The sequence below is a fragment of the Acinetobacter sp. MYb191 genome (assembly GCF_037572605.1).
GTDB lineage: Bacteria > Pseudomonadota > Gammaproteobacteria > Pseudomonadales > Moraxellaceae > Acinetobacter > Acinetobacter johnsonii.
Genome location: NZ_JBBGZP010000021.1, coordinates 509,325 through 525,349, shown reverse-complemented (window position 1 = coordinate 525,349; position 16,025 = coordinate 509,325). Strand labels below are relative to the sequence as shown.

The 16,025-nt window shown below is 41.8% G+C and carries 16 protein-coding genes; 8 read left to right on the top strand and 8 right to left on the bottom strand.

The genetic code is table 11. The annotated features are described in order from the left end of the window. Positions 1-137: 137 nt before the first annotated feature. The 8 genes from WH214_RS16210 to WH214_RS16175 all read left to right on the top strand — a co-directional run bounded on the left by WH214_RS16210 (position 138) and on the right by WH214_RS16175 (position 5,971). Positions 138-1,115 (top strand): KpsF/GutQ family sugar-phosphate isomerase, encoded by a 978-nt coding sequence (locus WH214_RS16210; RefSeq protein WP_151835936.1) that lies wholly within the window; start codon positions 138-140, stop codon positions 1,113-1,115. 3 nt (positions 1,116-1,118) lie between these two features. After that, on the top strand, positions 1,119-1,658 hold the full coding sequence (locus tag WH214_RS16205; protein ID WP_125273464.1) for a KdsC family phosphatase: 540 nt from the start codon (positions 1,119-1,121) through the stop codon (positions 1,656-1,658). Positions 1,659-1,692: 34 nt separating this feature from the next. Continuing rightward, the gene (gene lptC / locus WH214_RS16200; RefSeq protein WP_339422491.1) at positions 1,693-2,235 is read left to right on the top strand and encodes an LPS export ABC transporter periplasmic protein LptC; all 543 of its coding nucleotides are present in this window, start codon (positions 1,693-1,695) and stop codon (positions 2,233-2,235) included. Then, on the top strand, positions 2,225-2,791 hold the full coding sequence (gene lptA, locus WH214_RS16195) for a lipopolysaccharide transport periplasmic protein LptA (protein ID WP_004696346.1): 567 nt from the start codon (positions 2,225-2,227) through the stop codon (positions 2,789-2,791). The genes lptC and lptA overlap by 11 nt, the downstream gene beginning before the upstream one ends. Beyond that, positions 2,791-3,537 carry an LPS export ABC transporter ATP-binding protein gene (gene lptB, locus WH214_RS16190; protein ID WP_004696348.1) on the top strand — a complete coding sequence of 249 codons (747 nt, stop codon included), beginning with the start codon at positions 2,791-2,793 and terminating at the stop codon, positions 3,535-3,537. Before lptA ends, lptB begins: the two co-directional genes overlap by 1 nt. 262 nt (positions 3,538-3,799) lie before the next feature. Then, the gene (locus WH214_RS16185) at positions 3,800-4,396 is read left to right on the top strand and encodes an IMPACT family protein (RefSeq protein ID WP_339422492.1); all 597 of its coding nucleotides are present in this window, start codon (positions 3,800-3,802) and stop codon (positions 4,394-4,396) included. Further along, the gene (locus WH214_RS16180; RefSeq protein WP_125273462.1) at positions 4,389-5,000 is read left to right on the top strand and encodes an acyltransferase; all 612 of its coding nucleotides are present in this window, start codon (positions 4,389-4,391) and stop codon (positions 4,998-5,000) included. Before WH214_RS16185 ends, WH214_RS16180 begins: the two co-directional genes overlap by 8 nt. A gap of 128 nt (positions 5,001-5,128) precedes the next feature. Then, positions 5,129-5,971: a universal stress protein gene (locus tag WH214_RS16175; protein ID WP_004696353.1), complete on the top strand. Its 843-nt coding sequence runs from the start codon at positions 5,129-5,131 to the stop codon at positions 5,969-5,971. Positions 5,972-6,112: 141 nt separating this feature from the next. Here WH214_RS16175 and WH214_RS16170 read toward each other — a convergent pair whose 3' ends face one another. The 8 genes from WH214_RS16170 to WH214_RS16135 all read right to left on the bottom strand — a co-directional run bounded on the left by WH214_RS16170 (position 6,113) and on the right by WH214_RS16135 (position 15,994). Next, a complete protein-coding gene (locus tag WH214_RS16170; protein WP_010327063.1) occupies positions 6,113-6,778 on the bottom strand; it encodes an O-methyltransferase in 666 nt (221 codons plus the stop codon). 131 nt (positions 6,779-6,909) lie between these two features. Beyond that, on the bottom strand, positions 6,910-7,629 hold the full coding sequence (locus tag WH214_RS16165; RefSeq protein ID WP_004982106.1) for a D-Ala-D-Ala carboxypeptidase family metallohydrolase: 720 nt from the start codon (positions 7,627-7,629) through the stop codon (positions 6,910-6,912). A 132-nt stretch (positions 7,630-7,761) separates the two neighbouring features. Next, the gene (gene fdxA / locus WH214_RS16160; protein ID WP_004696359.1) at positions 7,762-8,085 is read right to left on the bottom strand and encodes a ferredoxin FdxA; all 324 of its coding nucleotides are present in this window, start codon (positions 8,083-8,085) and stop codon (positions 7,762-7,764) included. A 207-nt stretch (positions 8,086-8,292) separates the two neighbouring features. Next, positions 8,293-10,926 (bottom strand): DNA mismatch repair protein MutS, encoded by a 2,634-nt coding sequence (gene mutS / locus WH214_RS16155; RefSeq protein ID WP_339422493.1) that lies wholly within the window; start codon positions 10,924-10,926, stop codon positions 8,293-8,295. Between the two features lie 252 nt (positions 10,927-11,178). Beyond that, on the bottom strand, positions 11,179-13,185 hold the full coding sequence (locus WH214_RS16150) for an esterase/lipase family protein (RefSeq protein WP_114836576.1): 2,007 nt from the start codon (positions 13,183-13,185) through the stop codon (positions 11,179-11,181). A gap of 132 nt (positions 13,186-13,317) precedes the next feature. Then, entirely contained in the window at positions 13,318-14,220 is a 903-nt protein-coding gene (locus WH214_RS16145; RefSeq protein ID WP_339422494.1) for an ABUW_2363 family tetratricopeptide repeat lipoprotein, read from the bottom strand. A gap of 123 nt (positions 14,221-14,343) precedes the next feature. Continuing rightward, positions 14,344-15,153 (bottom strand): serine O-acetyltransferase, encoded by an 810-nt coding sequence (gene cysE / locus WH214_RS16140; protein ID WP_004696365.1) that lies wholly within the window; start codon positions 15,151-15,153, stop codon positions 14,344-14,346. Next, positions 15,146-15,994 carry an RNA methyltransferase gene (locus WH214_RS16135; protein ID WP_195728086.1) on the bottom strand — a complete coding sequence of 283 codons (849 nt, stop codon included), beginning with the start codon at positions 15,992-15,994 and terminating at the stop codon, positions 15,146-15,148. Before WH214_RS16135 ends, cysE begins: the two co-directional genes overlap by 8 nt. Positions 15,995-16,025: the final 31 nt, after the last annotated feature.

Sequence of the window (16,025 nt, the reverse complement as noted above, 5' to 3'; positions counted from 1 at the left end):
AGATATGTTGTGAAAATCCAAAGATTTCCGCGCTAGTTGTCTACAGAGATATGATAAAATTGCGAAAATTATTTTTTATGTGCTGACGTTTCATTTCGTCACACGGTTCAGGTAAAACAACGTTGAATTCTGAAAATATGTCAAATCCCATTGATTTCCAAAAAGTTGCTTTAGAAACACTAGAGATAGAGCGTCAGGCACTCTCGGTACTTGCTAAGCAAATCGATGATCGTTTTAGTCGTGCTTGTGAAGTTATCTTAAAGTGCAAAGGTCGCTTAGTCATTACTGGCATGGGTAAATCAGGGCATATTGGCCGAAAAATGGCAGCCACATTTGCCTCTACAGGTACGCCATCATTCTTTATGCACCCAGGTGAAGCGGGGCATGGTGATTTAGGGATGTTGGTTGCAGGTGATGTGCTGATTGCGATTTCAAACTCGGGAAAGAGTGATGAAATCATGATGCTGATGCCTTTGATTAAGTATTTAGGTGTGCCTTTAATTACCATCAGTGGTGATGAGCGTGGGCCGATGCCACAGAATGCTGATGTGGCGCTGACGTTGGGCAATATTCAAGAAGCTTGTCCATTAGGTCTAGCACCAACATCGAGTACAACGGCGACTTTAGCTTTGGGTGATGCATTAGCTGTTGCACTGTTAGATGCACGCGGGTTTACTTCAGATGACTTTGCACGCTCGCATCCTGCGGGTGCTTTGGGTAAACGCTTGTTATTACATGTGAAGCATTTAATGCACACTGGAGACGAACTACCGAAAGTGTCTCCAGATACAGCAATGAACAAAGTTCTGTACGAAATCTCTAACAAACGCCTAGGTTTAACCACAATTGTGGATGACAATGATCATCTATTGGGGATTTTTACTGATGGTGATTTACGCCGTTTGATTGATAAACAGCAAGGTTTTGATGTGAACTTGGCGGTGTCTGATGTGATGATTAAGAGCCCGCTGACGATTTCACCGGAAGCACGTGCTGTTGAAGCATTAGAGCGAATGAATGAAAAGAAAATTAACCAATTTGTCGTTGTTGATGAGAGCAATAAAGTCATTGGTGTTTTGAGTATGCATGACCTGATTCAAGCTGGGGTAAATTAAAAAATGGCTTCTTATATTTTGTTAGAACAAGCGCGTTATGTAGAAGCTCTAGTTTTGGATGTTGATGGTATTTTAAGTGATGGTTTTGTGACTTTGACCAACTCAGGGGACGAAATCAAATCTTTCGATATTCGTGATGGTTTAGGCATGAAACTGGTTCAGCAAGCTGGTGTGAAGGTGATTATCATCACGGGGCGTAAAAGTCAGATTGTAGAAAAACGCATGTCTGATTTGGGCGTGGACCTTGTTTATCAGGGCCGTGAAGACAAAGGTGTTGCACTGCGCGAGGCTTGTGCAAAATTTGGTATTTCACCCGAAGACTGTTTATACATGGGTGATGACTGGCCTGACCTGTCTGCATTTGCCATTGCAGGCATGAAAGTGACCGTACCAAATGGTCATTTAGAAGTACGTCGCCGTGCCGATTTGGTGACTCAAGCGATGGGTGGACGTGGCGCGGTACGTGAAATCTGCGATATGATTTTACAAGCCAAAGGTGTATACGAAACTTTACTTGAAAAGTACACCACAGTCCCGCATTAATCTGTATGCATGCATGAGAGTTTAGTTAACATTTATGGATACTAAAGTTTTATATATCACTGCTGTAGCCATTGCGGCTATCAGTAGTGGTTATTACTATTACAGCGGAAAAGGGCAAAAGCTCGAGGTCGATGGTGCTCAAAGCATGACCTATTCTGCTGAGCAGATCCAACTGACTCAAACAGATGAGCAGGGTAATTTATACGTCCGCGCAAAAGTAGACCGTCTTGAGCAGGATATGCAAAAGAAGACCTCTAAGTTAGAGAACTTAAATGCTGAGACCTATAAAGATGGAAAAGTGGATGCGACTTTCTATGCCAAGCAAGCCAATGGTATCAACGACAACGAAAAAGTCGTTCTGACAAATCAAGTGGTTGCAAAGAAAATGTTGGATCAAGGTCAGATGCAGTTTGAGACTGCAGAACTGACCGCGTTTCCAAATACGCGTGAATTGGAATCTCAGCATCAAGTGGTTGTCACGACACCACAAGCAGAATTTGTCAGTCAGGGCTTAAAAGCGAATTTAAATACGGGTCAATATGACTTTTTCCATATTCGAGGGAAGTATGAACCATAATCCAAAATTTTCTATTTCGAAAACTTTCCTCAAGCAAACACTTGCACTGAGTTTAGGTGTGGCTGTTTCAACTTTTGCTTTGGCGCTGCCAAGTGACCGTAGTAAAGCGATTTCGCTGGTGGCAGATCGTGCAACTTTTAATGAAAAAACGGGTGTAACGACGTACACCGGCAATGTCATCATTGAACAAGGCACGATGAAACTACAAGCGGATTCGATTGTTGCCAATTTAAATCAAACTCGCCAAATTAGTACCATTACGGCCAATGGTAAGCCTGCACGTTTCCAGCAGCAAGTCAGTACCAATAAAGGTATTGCCAAAGGTCAGGCGCAAAAGATTATTTATAATGCGGAAACAGGCATTATTACCTTATCGGGCAGTGCTCTTCTAGAGCAAGATGGTGCCAGTATTCGCGGTAATACATTGCGCTATAGTATGAATAAAGGTGACATTGAAGCGATTGGCACACCAAACAACAGTGGTTCGTCGAGTGGTCGTGTTCAAATTGTGATTCCACCTTCAGGTTCTCAATCCTTCCCGGGAGCGCGTGACTAATGGAGCAAACTCTCAATCAGCCACAAACACTATGTATTAAGCATCTCGCGAAAAACTACAGTAAGCGTTGGGTAGTGAAAGATGTATCTTTTAGCATGCAAAGCGGACAAATCGTAGGTTTACTTGGCCCCAATGGTGCAGGGAAAACCACCAGCTTCTATATGGTGGTTGGACTGGTGCGTATGGACAAAGGTGAAATTCATCTTGATGACCTAGACATGTCTGATTTGGCCATGCATGAACGTGCGCGTAAAGGTATTGGTTACTTACCTCAAGAAGCCTCAATTTTTAGAAAACTCACCATTTCTGAAAATATTATGTCGATTTTGGAAACGCGTAAAGACCTGAACAAAGAACAACGTAAACAGCGTTTGCATGAGTTGCTGGCCGATTTCAAAATTAGCCATATTAAAGATTCATTGGGTATGAGTGTGTCTGGTGGTGAACGTCGTCGTGCTGAAATTGCACGTGCACTGGCAGCCGATCCAAAATTTATGTTGCTCGATGAGCCTTTTGCTGGGGTTGACCCAATTTCAGTGGGTGACATTAAAGATATTATTCGTACTCTAAAAGACCGTGGTATTGGAGTTCTTATTACGGATCATAACGTTCGTGAGACTTTGGCGATTTGTGAACGTGCTTATATCGTGAGTGAGGGTGCGGTGATTGCTGAAGGTTCTCCAGATGAAATCTTAGCCAATGAAACCGTGCGTCAAGTTTACCTTGGTGATGACTTCACTGTATAAGCTTTTTCTGCGCCAATGAAAATAATTGGCGCAGATTTCCCTCTCATATTTTTAATCCATCGCTTTGTATTGAATTAAGAATAGGGCATTCCCTTATATTCAAACTGTGTGCTCTATCATCCTTTTGAAATCGCTTTTTCAGCATGTTCCACAGTATGCATATCTGTTTATTTTGTATGGGCTTAAAGCGAAAAGCCATTTTCATACGATAGCTGATTGAAAATACGTTATAATTTTTTGTGAAACTTTTAAAAATTACGCTATGCCATTTGCCATCTCTAGTTTAGTGAGCTATGAAGAAGACATTAAAAAAAGTCGTTTTCAAGCTTTTGCTGTGCCTGTAGAAAATGAACAAGCCGTTAAAGATTTTCTAGAGCAATATAAAGATATCAGCACCACACATCAGTGCTGGGCATGGAAAATTGGTCATAATGTTCGTTTTAATGATGACGGTGAACCTTCGGGTACTGCAGGTCGCCCTATTTTAGCGACCATTGAAGGCAATGAACTGACCAATGTTTTGGTTTTAGTCAATCGTTGGTATGGTGGCGTCAAGTTAGGCACAGGCGGGCTGGTACGTGCTTATGGTGGAACAGCAGGACAGTGTTTACTGTTGGCTGAAAAAATTGAACTCATTGAAAAGAAAAAAGTGCATTTTGCCTGCCAATTTAATGAATGGGCAATTTTCCAGTACGAGCTGAATAGCCAGCAGATTGAGTTTAATGAGCAATATACTGCGGATGGCGTACTTGTAGAAGCATTATTACAAGTGCATCAGATTGAAGCGCTCGCACTTAAAATACAAGATGTGACCCGTGGACGTGAAGCGTTAAAAATTGTGGATGGCCATCATGACTGATCCCTTATTAAAATATCGTGAGCAGCATAAGCACCGCTTAAACTATATGCCCTGGTTATATTGGTCGCTCAAGCCTAAAAACCGTGTGTGGGCTGAAGCATGGCAGCAAGAATACCAAGCTTATTTAATGGAAATGGAAACCGTTGAAATTGGTCAAAACTGTTTTATTTCTCCATTGGCACACATTTTTGCAGAGCCTGGCCGCAAAATTGTCATTGGGGACAACACTTTTATTGCTGCCGATTGTACTTTGCATGGGCCTCTAGAGATCGGCAGCGAAGTTGCGATTAACCATCATTGTATTTTGGATGGTGGTCGTGTGGGGATTAAGTTACATGATCAAGTGCGTATTGCGGCTTATTGTCACTTATATGCCTTTGATCATGGTATGGCACTTAGCGATCCGATTTATCAACAGCCTGTGCGCTCACAAGGGATAGAAATTGGACGGGATGTTTGGTTGGGTGCGCATGTGGGCGTGAAAGATGGGGTGAAAATTGGTGCACATGCTGTGGTGGGGATGAATAGCATGGTGACTAAAGATATAGCTGAACAATCGATTGTTGCTGGCAATCCTGCTCAGTTTATTCGTTTACGTGATTAAGATATCAAAGAAAAGTGAACACTTATCAATACTTAATTACATAAAAACCTGCCATCAAAAAAAAAGATATGCTAAGTTTAGAACAACAATGAGACCTTATACCAAATGCGGTGTAATGAGAGGCGATAATGAAACGAGTCATTGCATGTATTGATTCTTCCCCTTGTATCAATGCCCTAGCAGAAGCTGCGGCATGGATTGCAAAACAGACGGGGCGGGAATTGGTCCTTTTACAAGTTTTGGATTATTATCCTGCAAGTTATCACTTAGGTGAAATTAGCGGGGTAATTGGATTTGAAAGCAATGCAATGTTGCTCAAAGAGCTGGCTGAATTAGAGCAAAAACAAAGTGAACTTGCGCTCAGTTATAGCAATAATTTACTCGATCATATTTCTAAACTCATTCTTGAAACGCATGGCCTGCATACAACGCATATTCAAGAAAAGGGTGACTTTCTAGAGCAAAGTTTTAACTTATTGCATGAAGATGACATTGTGGTGATTGGCCGTGTGGGTGAGAAATCGGCTGAACGCAATAAACCATTGGGCAGTAATGTTGAGAACTTTATCCGTGGCGCAAACTGTACCGTCATGACAGTAGGCGATAGCTTTAAACCACCTACGCGCTTTATTTTTGCTTATGAGTATTCACCGACGTGTGTGAAGATGATGAAGCGGATTGCGCAAAGTGATCTACTGCGCCTCTTACAATGCCATTTGGTCTATGTCGGTGACCACCCTGAAATTTTAAGAGAGCCTGAACAGTATTTGAAAGATGCGAATTTGGATGTGATTACAGAATATCGTTATGGCGACGTGGCTGAGAATATTCTGGAATACCAAAATGAACATGGTATACAACTGATCGTGCTCGGTGCATTTAGCCACAGTAAAATTCATCAGTTCTTCTTGGGCAGCATTGCAACCACCATTTTTAGGAATGCTAAAGTTCCCTTACTGGTGGCCCGTTAATTTAGAGTGATTTCTCTAAATTGGAACTGTTTTATCCATAGTTATCCGCATTAATTGTGGATAACTATATGGACAGTAAATGTAAGTTTATAATTTATATAAGCTTAAATTAATCGATTGTTTTTTAATCTAAGTTTTAGCTTATTTTACAATGGCTAAGGCAAAGCCATCATGTCCTTTGCTGCCGACAGTTTGAAGTGCTGTGCACGACAAAATTTTTGGATGGTTTTGCATCGCTTTGAACATATCTCGAATCCCTTCAATACTTGGTTTATGATTTTCAGGATTGATAATATCGCCTGCACGAATTACGTTATCGAGAAAAATCAAAGTACCTGAATGAGATAGGTTCAGGCTTAATTCCAAATACTCTGGGTAGCTTTGTTTATCGGCATCAATGAAAATAAAGTCGAAAGGTTCAATGTCTGCGGGCAGTGATTTAAGGATATCTGCTGCACGTCCACATTTGAGTTCAATGGTTTGTTTGAGCTGAGCTTTGTCGATATTTTCTTGACCCATTGCGGCATGCGTATCACGCCCTTCAATCGTTAAAATATAACCATCTTCAGGTAAAGCGCGCGCTAACCACATGGTGCTATAGGCAGCAAAAGTTCCGAGCTCCAACACACGTTTACATTGATTCATTTGAATCAACATTTGTAAAAGCATGCCTTGGTTCGGTGCAACAGCTAAGTGATCTGGAAAACCATGCTTCTCTGTATTTTCTAAAGTTTGCAGTAGAATGGGGTCTTCAGGAATTAAATGTGCATCGATATAGTTATCAATCTCTGTCCACATTTGTTGCATAGCATGTTCACCTTGGTTGCGATGTGGAGCATTTTAAACTTTTATTTTCAGAGTGCAATTTTTCCGACCATATTTGTTGAAATCAATGCTCAAAAAAAGAGGTCATATTGACCTCTTTTCATTTTTAAAAACTAGTAACTACACATCGAAGAATTGCGACTGAGGTCTGGGCCCCATGTACGATATCCTTGGGTATCAATGTGAATCTGACCAGAAGCATATAAACCTAAGCCCATGTTCAAGCTCTGACCATGTTGGGTCCAAAATTGGCATAGTCGATATTTTGTATTTTCAATATAAGCATAATCTTCAGGTTGTGGGTTTTCAGACCCAATTCGAAAATCGATGGCAGAATTGAATAAGTGGCGTGACGAGTTTGCACCGCCAGCACATTGGTTTAAAGGCAGATCACGATAAACAGAAGTGACTTCAAAATCGGTTAGTACTTTGGCTGCAACTAAATATTTAAATACTTTTAAGGTCGCAATTTGGTTTTTCCAAAGTTCACGGTTTGGGATCATATATTGTGAACGACCACATTTTTGCCAGTCACGTGCTGTTCTGAGCAGTTCAAAGCTTGGGATGATATTTCCCACACCATTGCGTTCAAGAAAAACTTCATACTCACGTACGCGTGCTAGCGTGTCACCGACAGACATCCAAGCATTGTAGGTATAAGGAATAATTTTAGGTGGAGCAGGGCGGTCAAAACTAATTTTCTCTTGTGGGATAAAAATACGTTTTCCATCAGGAGTTGTGATGGTCTGGCCTTTGTGAGATGAAGTCGTACAGCCAATCATCACCAAGGGGATTATGCTAACCGCAAATAATCCCTTTAAAAATTTCTTCATTATAGAAATCAAATATTTAAAAAATACGCCTATTATTTTAATCCAAATTTGTGAGGAAAAATTGGAAATATTGCAATCAAATGTGTGTTTTAGGTATAAAAAAAGATCAGCTTATGCTGATCTTTTTCTGGCTTACTTTTCTAAGTATTGTAACTTATCTGCTTTACCGTTCCATTCTTCACGGTCAGCAGGTTGGTCACCAATCTGGGTAATGTTCGGCCAAGTTTGTGATAACTCAGCATTTAGTTCAATAAATACTTCTTGACCTTCTGGCAGTTCATCTTCAGAGAAAATTGCATTTGCTGGACATTCAGGTTCACAAAGTGCGCAATCGATACATTCATCTGGATTGATCACTAGAAAGTTTGGACCTTCATAGAAACAGTCTACTGGGCAAACTTCTACGCAGTCTTGATATTTACATTTAATACAATTTTCAGTGACAACAAAGGTCATGGCGAAGGCTACCTAAAAATATGGTTCTAATAACTAATGTGTATTTTAGGCAAAAACAGCACCAACTAACAATTGCTTTTATTGATATTTGTTATATGCACGGCTGTTAAATTTGATAAAAACTGAACATTCTGCTGAAAACTGCTTTTGACAATAAAAAAGACCGTCATTTTGACGGTCTAGATGGATTACAAAAATAGAGAACCACTATGAATGTAACTGATCTTTTAATGCATAAAGCTGCTGTAAAGCTTCACGTGGGCTTAAGTTATCGACATCAATGCTTTTGAGTAGTTCAAGTGCGGCAGAAGGCTTTTCAATTTCGACCACACGTTCAATGATTTCAAGTTCAGGCGTTTCTATTGCAGCAAACAAATCATTTTGAACGACTTTAGGTTTTTGCAGTTGTTGCTTCTCTAAAATTTTCAGACGATTTTGTGCTTCTTTGATCACACTGGCAGGAATACCCGCCAATTTTGCTACCTGTAAGCCGTGACTTTGGCTTGCAGGCCCATGCTGGACTTTATGTAACAAAATGAGATTACCGTTGAGTTCTTTTGCGGTGACATGGTAGTTATCAATAGCAGTTTCTTTGGCCAGCTCGGTCAGTTCAAAGTAGTGTGTGGCAAATAAACATAAACATTTAATACGTTTGGTTAAGTCGAGTACGCAAGCCCATGCCAAAGATAAACCATCATAGGTACTGGTGCCACGACCAACTTCATCCATCAGAACCAGTGACTGATTGGTTGCATGATGCAGGATTTGCGAGGTCTCAGTCATTTCCACCATAAAGGTCGATTTGCCTGTAGATAGGTCATCTGCAGAGCCAATACGGGTAAAGATTCGGTCAATTGGACCTAATACTGCCGATTGGGCAGGTACATATGAGCCACAATAGGCCAATAGGCTAATTAAAGCCGTTTGACGCATAAAGGTTGATTTACCGCCCATGTTAGGACCAGTAATAATGGCCATACGGTGGTTGAAATCAAGTGTCGTGTCATTCGGTGTAAATGTAGCTTTGTTCAAAGCCTCAACCACTGGATGACGTCCCGCAATAATTTTAACCCCAATTTCTGGGCTATACTCAGGACGTGACCAATTGCGTAAGCGAGCCTGATGTGCAAAGTTGGCTAAGAGGTCGATTTGCGCAATAGCGCTGCTCATCATTTGTAAATGACCAATGTCGGCGCGGAGTTCATCTAAAAGCATTTCGAACAGCATTTTTTCGCGAGCTAATGCACGGGATTCACTTGAAAGCACCTTGTCTTCAAAGGTTTTCAGCTCAGGCGTGATATAACGCTCAGCATTTTTCAAGGTTTGACGTCGAATGTAGTGATCAGGCGCTTGCTCGGCTTGTGCACGGGTCAGTTCAATGTAGTACCCACTGACACGGTTGTAGCCAATTTTTAAGGTCGAAATTCCAGTATTTTGACGTTCTTGAATTTCAAGATCGATCAAGTACTGTCCTGCATGATCGCGGATTTTACGCAGTTCATCGAGTTCATGATCGAAACCTTCCGCTATTACATTTCCATCTCGTAAAAGCACAGGTGGATGTTCAACGATGGCAGACATTAAACGTTGATGTAAGCCATGGAAATCACCCAATTCCTCATTCAATTGGGTAATGAGTGCGGACTGTTTGCTTTGGATCACGGGTTGAATGGCATGACGTAGATAAGGGACTTGCGCACAGGCTTGACGCAGCTGCACTAAGTCACGTGGACGGGCACTTCCTAAAGCCACACGGCTGAGAACACGTTCAATGTCTCCAATCTCTTTTAATACTAAACGGACTGGTGATTCATGGTAACCATCCACAAGACTCTTGGTGGCATCTAAACGTGCGTCTAAGAGCTTGGTATCACGTAACGGTTGCATCAGTGTACGACTAAGTAAACGTCCACCCATTGCCGTTTGACAGTCATTGATGAGTTGGAATAATGACGTGCCGTGTTCAAACAGAGGCTCAACTAGCTCTAAGTTTCTACGTGTCACAGGGTCAAGCGCAATGAAATCACCGCTTTGTTCAAGCTGAATAGAGCGAATATGCGGTAAGGCTGTTTTTTGCGTTTCTTTGGCATAATGAATCAGGGATGCTGCTGCTGCTTTGGCAAGTGGCAAATGGTCAATACCGAAACCGGCTAAAGTCGATACTGCAAACTGATCACATAAAGTTTTTTGTGCATTGTTTAGGTTAAAGTCGACATTCGGACGGCGTGTCACAGGGCAGTCGAGCAGTTTTTTAATGTGTTCAATGATATTGGGGTCGACAATATTTTCATCGACCAAAATTTCACTTGGCATGAGGCGAGATAGTTCAATACCGAGTTGCTCAAGCTGAAACTCTTGTTGCTGAACTTTGAATAAACCTGCACTTAAATCTAACAGCGCAATACCAATTTCATTTTGTTGTACGCAAAGCGCCACAAGGTTTGAACTTTGATGTGCAGTCAGTAAGGCATCGTCAGTCAGCGTACCTGGTGTAATAATCCGGACAACGCCACGTTCAACAGGGGCCTTACCTGTAACTTCACCAATTTGCTCGCAAATAACGACGGTTTCGCCTTTTTTCACCAAGCGAGCAAGGTAGCCTTCAGCTGCATGGTAAGGAACACCTGCCATAGGGATGGGTTGACCATTGGCTTTGCCACGATGGGTCAGGGTAATTCCGAGAAGTTTAGCGGCCTTGTGTGCATCTTCAAAAAATAGCTCGTAGAAGTCACCCATACGATAGAACATCAAAGAGTGCGGATGTTGCATTTTGACGCCCATGTACTGTTGCATCATGGGAGTGAGGGTGGACAAATCAGTTATGATTCCCGAATTGCTCATGTAGGTGAAATCCTTAAATCTTTGAAAATGCACAATATAAAAATAGACCGAGCGACACCGCTTACCGTGTGTATTTATGCGCTATGAACAGCTATTGTATGAATGGCAATATCTTAGCAAAATTGAAAACGACTAAACAATAAATCATCTATAAAGCGAACAGTTGTTAAACAGCTAAGTGATTATTGCTGTAGGCGTTAGGCGTAAAGCAAAAATAAAAAAGCCTAAACATCTGTTTAGGCTTTTTAAGATTTAAGGCTTATACAAACCGAGTTCAGTCAGGTGCAACCGCAGGATACGACGTAACTCAAGAACGGCTTCAGGCGTTTCTTGAATAGAATGTCCACCTTTAATAATTTTCTCAGACAATGCACCATCCAGATGGGCACTCGTATAAGGCACGACATCGTCTGTAATGATATTGAGGTCATCACTTTTGGTCGCATTCCCCATGATGCTGTGGAATTTCATGCCTTTGTATGGAACGACATTTTTAGTTAACCGAGTAAAGTTAGAGTTTTTACTGAGATCACTTGGCCCATTTTGAATGAGTCCATTATCGACATCTTTAATGAAGGCTTGTAGGTCAGGGTCACTACTTTGTATAACATCGGTCAGTGCCCCCAAAAACGCACCTGGTAGACGAATGACTTTACGTGCCGCAAGGGTAAACCAGCGGTCAGCAAACTCTGTCCCACGATGTGGCGCTGCCAAGAAAATGGCCCGACTAAAGTTTGGAATCGGTTGAATATCGAGGCGGGATTTAAACAGAGGGTCATTTTTAAATTGTTGCACACGTCGATTGGGTAGCAGTTTCATTGCCGCAGGGGTTAAGTCAGCATCGCTCACCAAAAGCCGCGCAATAATACCGCCCATACTATGACCCACTAGCACGGCATCCTTTTTGGCAGGCGCTTTGCTATCGACCAAATTAAAACTTTGTTGAATGATTGCATAGATTTGGAAACGACTTTCTAAAATTGGCATATTGGTCGAGTAGAACACTTGCCAGACTTGATAGTGCTCACGTAGTACGGGATCGCCCATGACATCATTCGTCAGACGAATCCAGGCCTCTGGGCTGCTGGCTAGTCCGTGAACGAGTACCACCACTTTTTTATTTGGGTTGTACGGCTCAAGCATGTATAGGTGCGGCATGGTGAGACGTGCGTCACGATCAATCAGTGATAAATACGCGGCTTTGCCTAAGTTGTTCTGTGCTAACCATAAGCCATAAGGTGCAGAAAAGTTCGCAGCAAGAGGATAGCTTTTGCCTGCAATTTTCGCAGATTCAAACTTATAGGGATCATAAGCTGAGATTTCAAACTCAGGGTTGTTTAAGATCTCATCGATACTGGATGCAGAGCGTGGCTGTGCGGTAATGGTTGCCGCCAAATAACGAGCATTGTGAATGTTAGGATTACGACCATTGGTATACTGATAATGTAATGGATCGACAATATATTTGGCTTTTTCGGGTGAGGTATCGTTGTGCTCGGGTGGGAGGACAATCAGAAACTCTGACCCAAAACCATCGCGACGTGTGATAGAGCGTAGGCCTGAAAAGTTCATATTGTAAGTTGACATCAGTTGTTCAACTTGACGGTTTTTTAAAAGTGGGTAGTTGTCATAATTAATACGGTAAATACTTTGCCCCACTTTTATTTGATTGCCGACTTCAGATGGCCCATGGCGTAAGCCATAACTATTTACAAGCTTAGCGATAGCTTGGTTATAAAAGTCACGCAGTTGGACTTGTCGGTTATCAAAAATACGGTCTTGGGGACCACGTTTGGTGTTAAACATGTAGGCATAACTGTAGCGAATGCTTTTATCCAGCATACCAAGTTGTTGATCTAGGCAGTTTTGGTAGTTTTGTTTTTGCAGCGCCTGTTTTTCTTCAGACTGGGTCTTGGCTAAAATACTCACTTTACAGGCTGATGATTTTTCTAAGGAAAGTGCTTTAGCGAGATAGAGTTCGCTGGCAGTAGAGAGGAGCTGTTCATCTTGAATTTGTGGAATTTGTTTGAGTTCGCTGACACATTCTTCAGGTTGCTCTGAACAGATTTTTGCTTCTCGGCCTGTCATAGACAGCACGTTTAGACTCGCTTCACTGAGCTTATCCCGCGTTAAAATACTCTCACGCTCATTGGTAATCGTGACGTTCAGTGATTGATTTTTCACACTGACCACTTGGCAACCACTCAAAAGCGAAACGAGAGTGGTCATCATCAAGGTGCTACGGATGTATTTAGGCATAAAAAGCGTCGACTACCGTTTATTCTTTTGAATTTTTTAAATCATACGATAATTCTCGGATTTATCAATTCGCCTAAAATAAAAATAGACCGAAAATTCGGTCTATTTTTAGATGCATCATAAATGATGGGATTATTTTGCAGTATTTAGAACTTGCCAAACATTCCAACGACCTTGTTTTTCAATTTCATTAATCAAGCGATCCGCAACTTCAGCTTCTTGCGGATATTTCAGCTTGTAGTTTTTCAAGGTTTGTACCGCATTTTTCTTTTGTTCCATCGCGATGTAGTTATTTGCTGTCGCTAAATAGGCTTCTTGAACACCAGATTTCATTGCTTTATCGAGGTATGGCATTGCTTCACGTTGACCACCACCTTCAGACAAAGCAAAACCGAACCAGAAGTTTGCTTCAGGGTCTTCTTGGTTAATTTTTAAAATACGCTGTGCATAAGCCAAAGACTTGGTGGTATAGACTGAACCAAGGTCTAAATTACGTGCCATAACGCTGGCTTTGAATGCACGAACCAATACATCAAATGAAGCATTGTCTTTTGATGCTAACGTATCGAGCTGTTGTGTTACTTCTTTTAGTTTTAACTCAAAACCTTTCCGTTCCTGACGTTCTGTAAAGCGTGGTGGGTAGTGGCGTGCTTTGCCTTCAACCAACTGTAAGAAGTCATCAATTTCAGTAATGTCGACTTCATTGTCGCCCGCCAGTACGGCAAACTTCAACTGACGGTCTTTGCTGTTTACGGTTGGAATAATCAGTTTATTGGTGTCTAAAACCAGTTTTTTAGTTGGGTCGTCAGAGCGAGTCACTTCCATTTTAGTTACGGGTTGAGCCGCTGCTTTTTTTAAGTTAATTTCAAATGGAGGTGGCGCATCATAATTAAATGGATTGAGTGCATAAAATGGTGCAGTTAATTCAGGCTCTGTAAAAACGATGGTATCGCTATTGTTCTTCGTTGGGTTTGAGCTACACGCTGTTAAAAACGAGACAGCAAGAACAGCAACCGCTAAGGGTTTAAGCATCATAAGGTTCATCCATTCATTATTTTAAGAAGTGGTATAAAAGGCATGTTCGTCAGTCTAAAAAAACTCTGATGAACATGCAAGGTTTGCTATAGGCAGGTTTTCAAAAACTAACACTTTTCATGTTTAGTCATTGGATGGCAGGCTTTGAGCTTCACATTCGCGGCGTACATCTTCCAAAATTTTCAATTCTTCAGCACTAAAGGGTTGTTCATTTTGTTGTTGCTTTTTAAAAGTTGGATCAAGCAAAGACAAACGTTGGCATAGGGTGTTCATCCGTTTCTCATTCAGCTGAATGCGGTCAAGTAGAACACGCATACCTTCAAGAATTGGATCAGACTGGTCTTGCGTTGCAGCATAAGGTTGGAAACCAATACTTTCTGCATAATCGCGGCGACGTGTTTCTGCTTCATCTTTCGGTTTATCTTTAGAAATAAAGCGTGCAGGGTTACCAACTGCGGTCGTGTCGGCTGGAACAGCTTTGGTGACGACTGCATTTGAGCCGACTTTCGCATTTTTACCGACAGTAAAAGGGCCTAAAATTTTAGCACCAGCACCAACCACCACGCCGTCTTCTAAGGTTGGGTGACGTTTGCCTTTATTCCATGTGGTTCCACCTAAAGTGACACCGTGATATAGGGTCACATCGTCACCAATTTCAGCGGTTTCACCAATCACGACGCCCATGCCATGGTCAATAAAAAAACGACGACCAATTTTAGCACCTGGGTGAATTTCAATACCTGTTGCAAAACGGCTAAAAGAAGACAATAAACGTGCTGAGCCTTTACATTCTTTTTTCCATAACTCATGCGCCATACGGTGCATGATCAAGGCATGAATGCCTGGATATGTGGTTAGAACTTCTAAAGTGTTTCGTGCCGCAGGATCGCGCGCGAATACAGCTTGTATATCTTCTTTGAGCTGTTTAAGCATTAGATTGATCCTCTGTTTGATCCGTATTTGACTTTTTCCATGTGCCGTTATTTAAAGCTTGTACACGACTAAAAATACCACGAAGTAAATGATATTCCATACGATCTAATTGTATACGTCCAAAAAGGCGACGCAAGCGTAAAGGCAATAATCGTGGATTTTTTGGATCTAAAAATTCAATTTCAGCCAACATTTTTTCAATGTGTGGATAGAACTGTTCCATTTGCTCATGTGTGACCAAAGGCTCATCCCACTGCATGGACTCTGTATCTGTCACAGGCATGGTTGCAGTTTCATCTTCACCACTTTCTACAGCGGCCAAAGTTGCCATACGCATTTCATAACAGATGACCTGAATAGCTTGAGCTACATTCAGTACGCCATAGTCTGTATTGACTGGAATAGTAACGTGGTAGTTGGCCATCGCCAGTTCTTCATTGGTCAGTCCGCGGTCTTCACGGCCAAATACAACAGCAACCTCTTGCTGATCATTCACCACTGCTGAAATTGATTTTTCAGCCGCAGGGCGTGCGTCAAGCAAAGGCCAAGGAATGGTACGACTACGCGCACTGGTACCAAACACTAAATGGCAGTCTTTGATGGCATCTGCAAGGGTTTCAACGATTTCAATCTGCTCGATTAAATCAGTTGCACCCGCTGCCAAAGCATCAATATTGGGATGCGGATAGGTTTTTGGCGCAACCAAAACCAGTTTTGAGAGTCCCATCGTTTTCATAGCACGCAGTGCGCTACCAATGTTCGCAGGGAGTGTAGTATTGACCATGACAATACGCACATGGGAGAGATGCGCTGAAACAGCGGCATTGTCAAATTGGCTCATGATTTTTCCAATGAATCTTTAAAATTTAAAT

Excerpts from the sequence above, each read along its gene's own strand:
- WH214_RS16210 (WP_151835936.1), top strand. The coding sequence starts at position 138 with ATGTCAAATCCCATTGATTTCCAAAAAGTTGCTTTAGAAACACTAGAG.
- WH214_RS16205 (WP_125273464.1), top strand. The coding sequence starts at position 1,119 with ATGGCTTCTTATATTTTGTTAGAACAAGCGCGTTATGTAGAAGCTCTA.
- lptC (WP_339422491.1), top strand. The coding sequence starts at position 1,693 with ATGGATACTAAAGTTTTATATATCACTGCTGTAGCCATTGCGGCTATC.
- lptA (WP_004696346.1), top strand. The coding sequence starts at position 2,225 with ATGAACCATAATCCAAAATTTTCTATTTCGAAAACTTTCCTCAAGCAA.
- lptB (WP_004696348.1), top strand. The coding sequence starts at position 2,791 with ATGGAGCAAACTCTCAATCAGCCACAAACACTATGTATTAAGCATCTC.
- WH214_RS16185 (WP_339422492.1), top strand. The coding sequence starts at position 3,800 with ATGCCATTTGCCATCTCTAGTTTAGTGAGCTATGAAGAAGACATTAAA.
- WH214_RS16180 (WP_125273462.1), top strand. The coding sequence starts at position 4,389 with ATGACTGATCCCTTATTAAAATATCGTGAGCAGCATAAGCACCGCTTA.
- WH214_RS16175 (WP_004696353.1), top strand. The coding sequence starts at position 5,129 with ATGAAACGAGTCATTGCATGTATTGATTCTTCCCCTTGTATCAATGCC.
- WH214_RS16170 (WP_010327063.1), bottom strand. The coding sequence starts at position 6,778 with ATGCAACAAATGTGGACAGAGATTGATAACTATATCGATGCACATTTA.
- WH214_RS16165 (WP_004982106.1), bottom strand. The coding sequence starts at position 7,629 with ATGAAGAAATTTTTAAAGGGATTATTTGCGGTTAGCATAATCCCCTTG.
- fdxA (WP_004696359.1), bottom strand. The coding sequence starts at position 8,085 with ATGACCTTTGTTGTCACTGAAAATTGTATTAAATGTAAATATCAAGAC.
- mutS (WP_339422493.1), bottom strand. The coding sequence starts at position 10,926 with ATGAGCAATTCGGGAATCATAACTGATTTGTCCACCCTCACTCCCATG.
- WH214_RS16150 (WP_114836576.1), bottom strand. The coding sequence starts at position 13,185 with ATGCCTAAATACATCCGTAGCACCTTGATGATGACCACTCTCGTTTCG.
- WH214_RS16145 (WP_339422494.1), bottom strand. The coding sequence starts at position 14,220 with ATGATGCTTAAACCCTTAGCGGTTGCTGTTCTTGCTGTCTCGTTTTTA.
- cysE (WP_004696365.1), bottom strand. The coding sequence starts at position 15,153 with ATGCTTAAACAGCTCAAAGAAGATATACAAGCTGTATTCGCGCGCGAT.
- WH214_RS16135 (WP_195728086.1), bottom strand. The coding sequence starts at position 15,994 with ATGAGCCAATTTGACAATGCCGCTGTTTCAGCGCATCTCTCCCATGTG.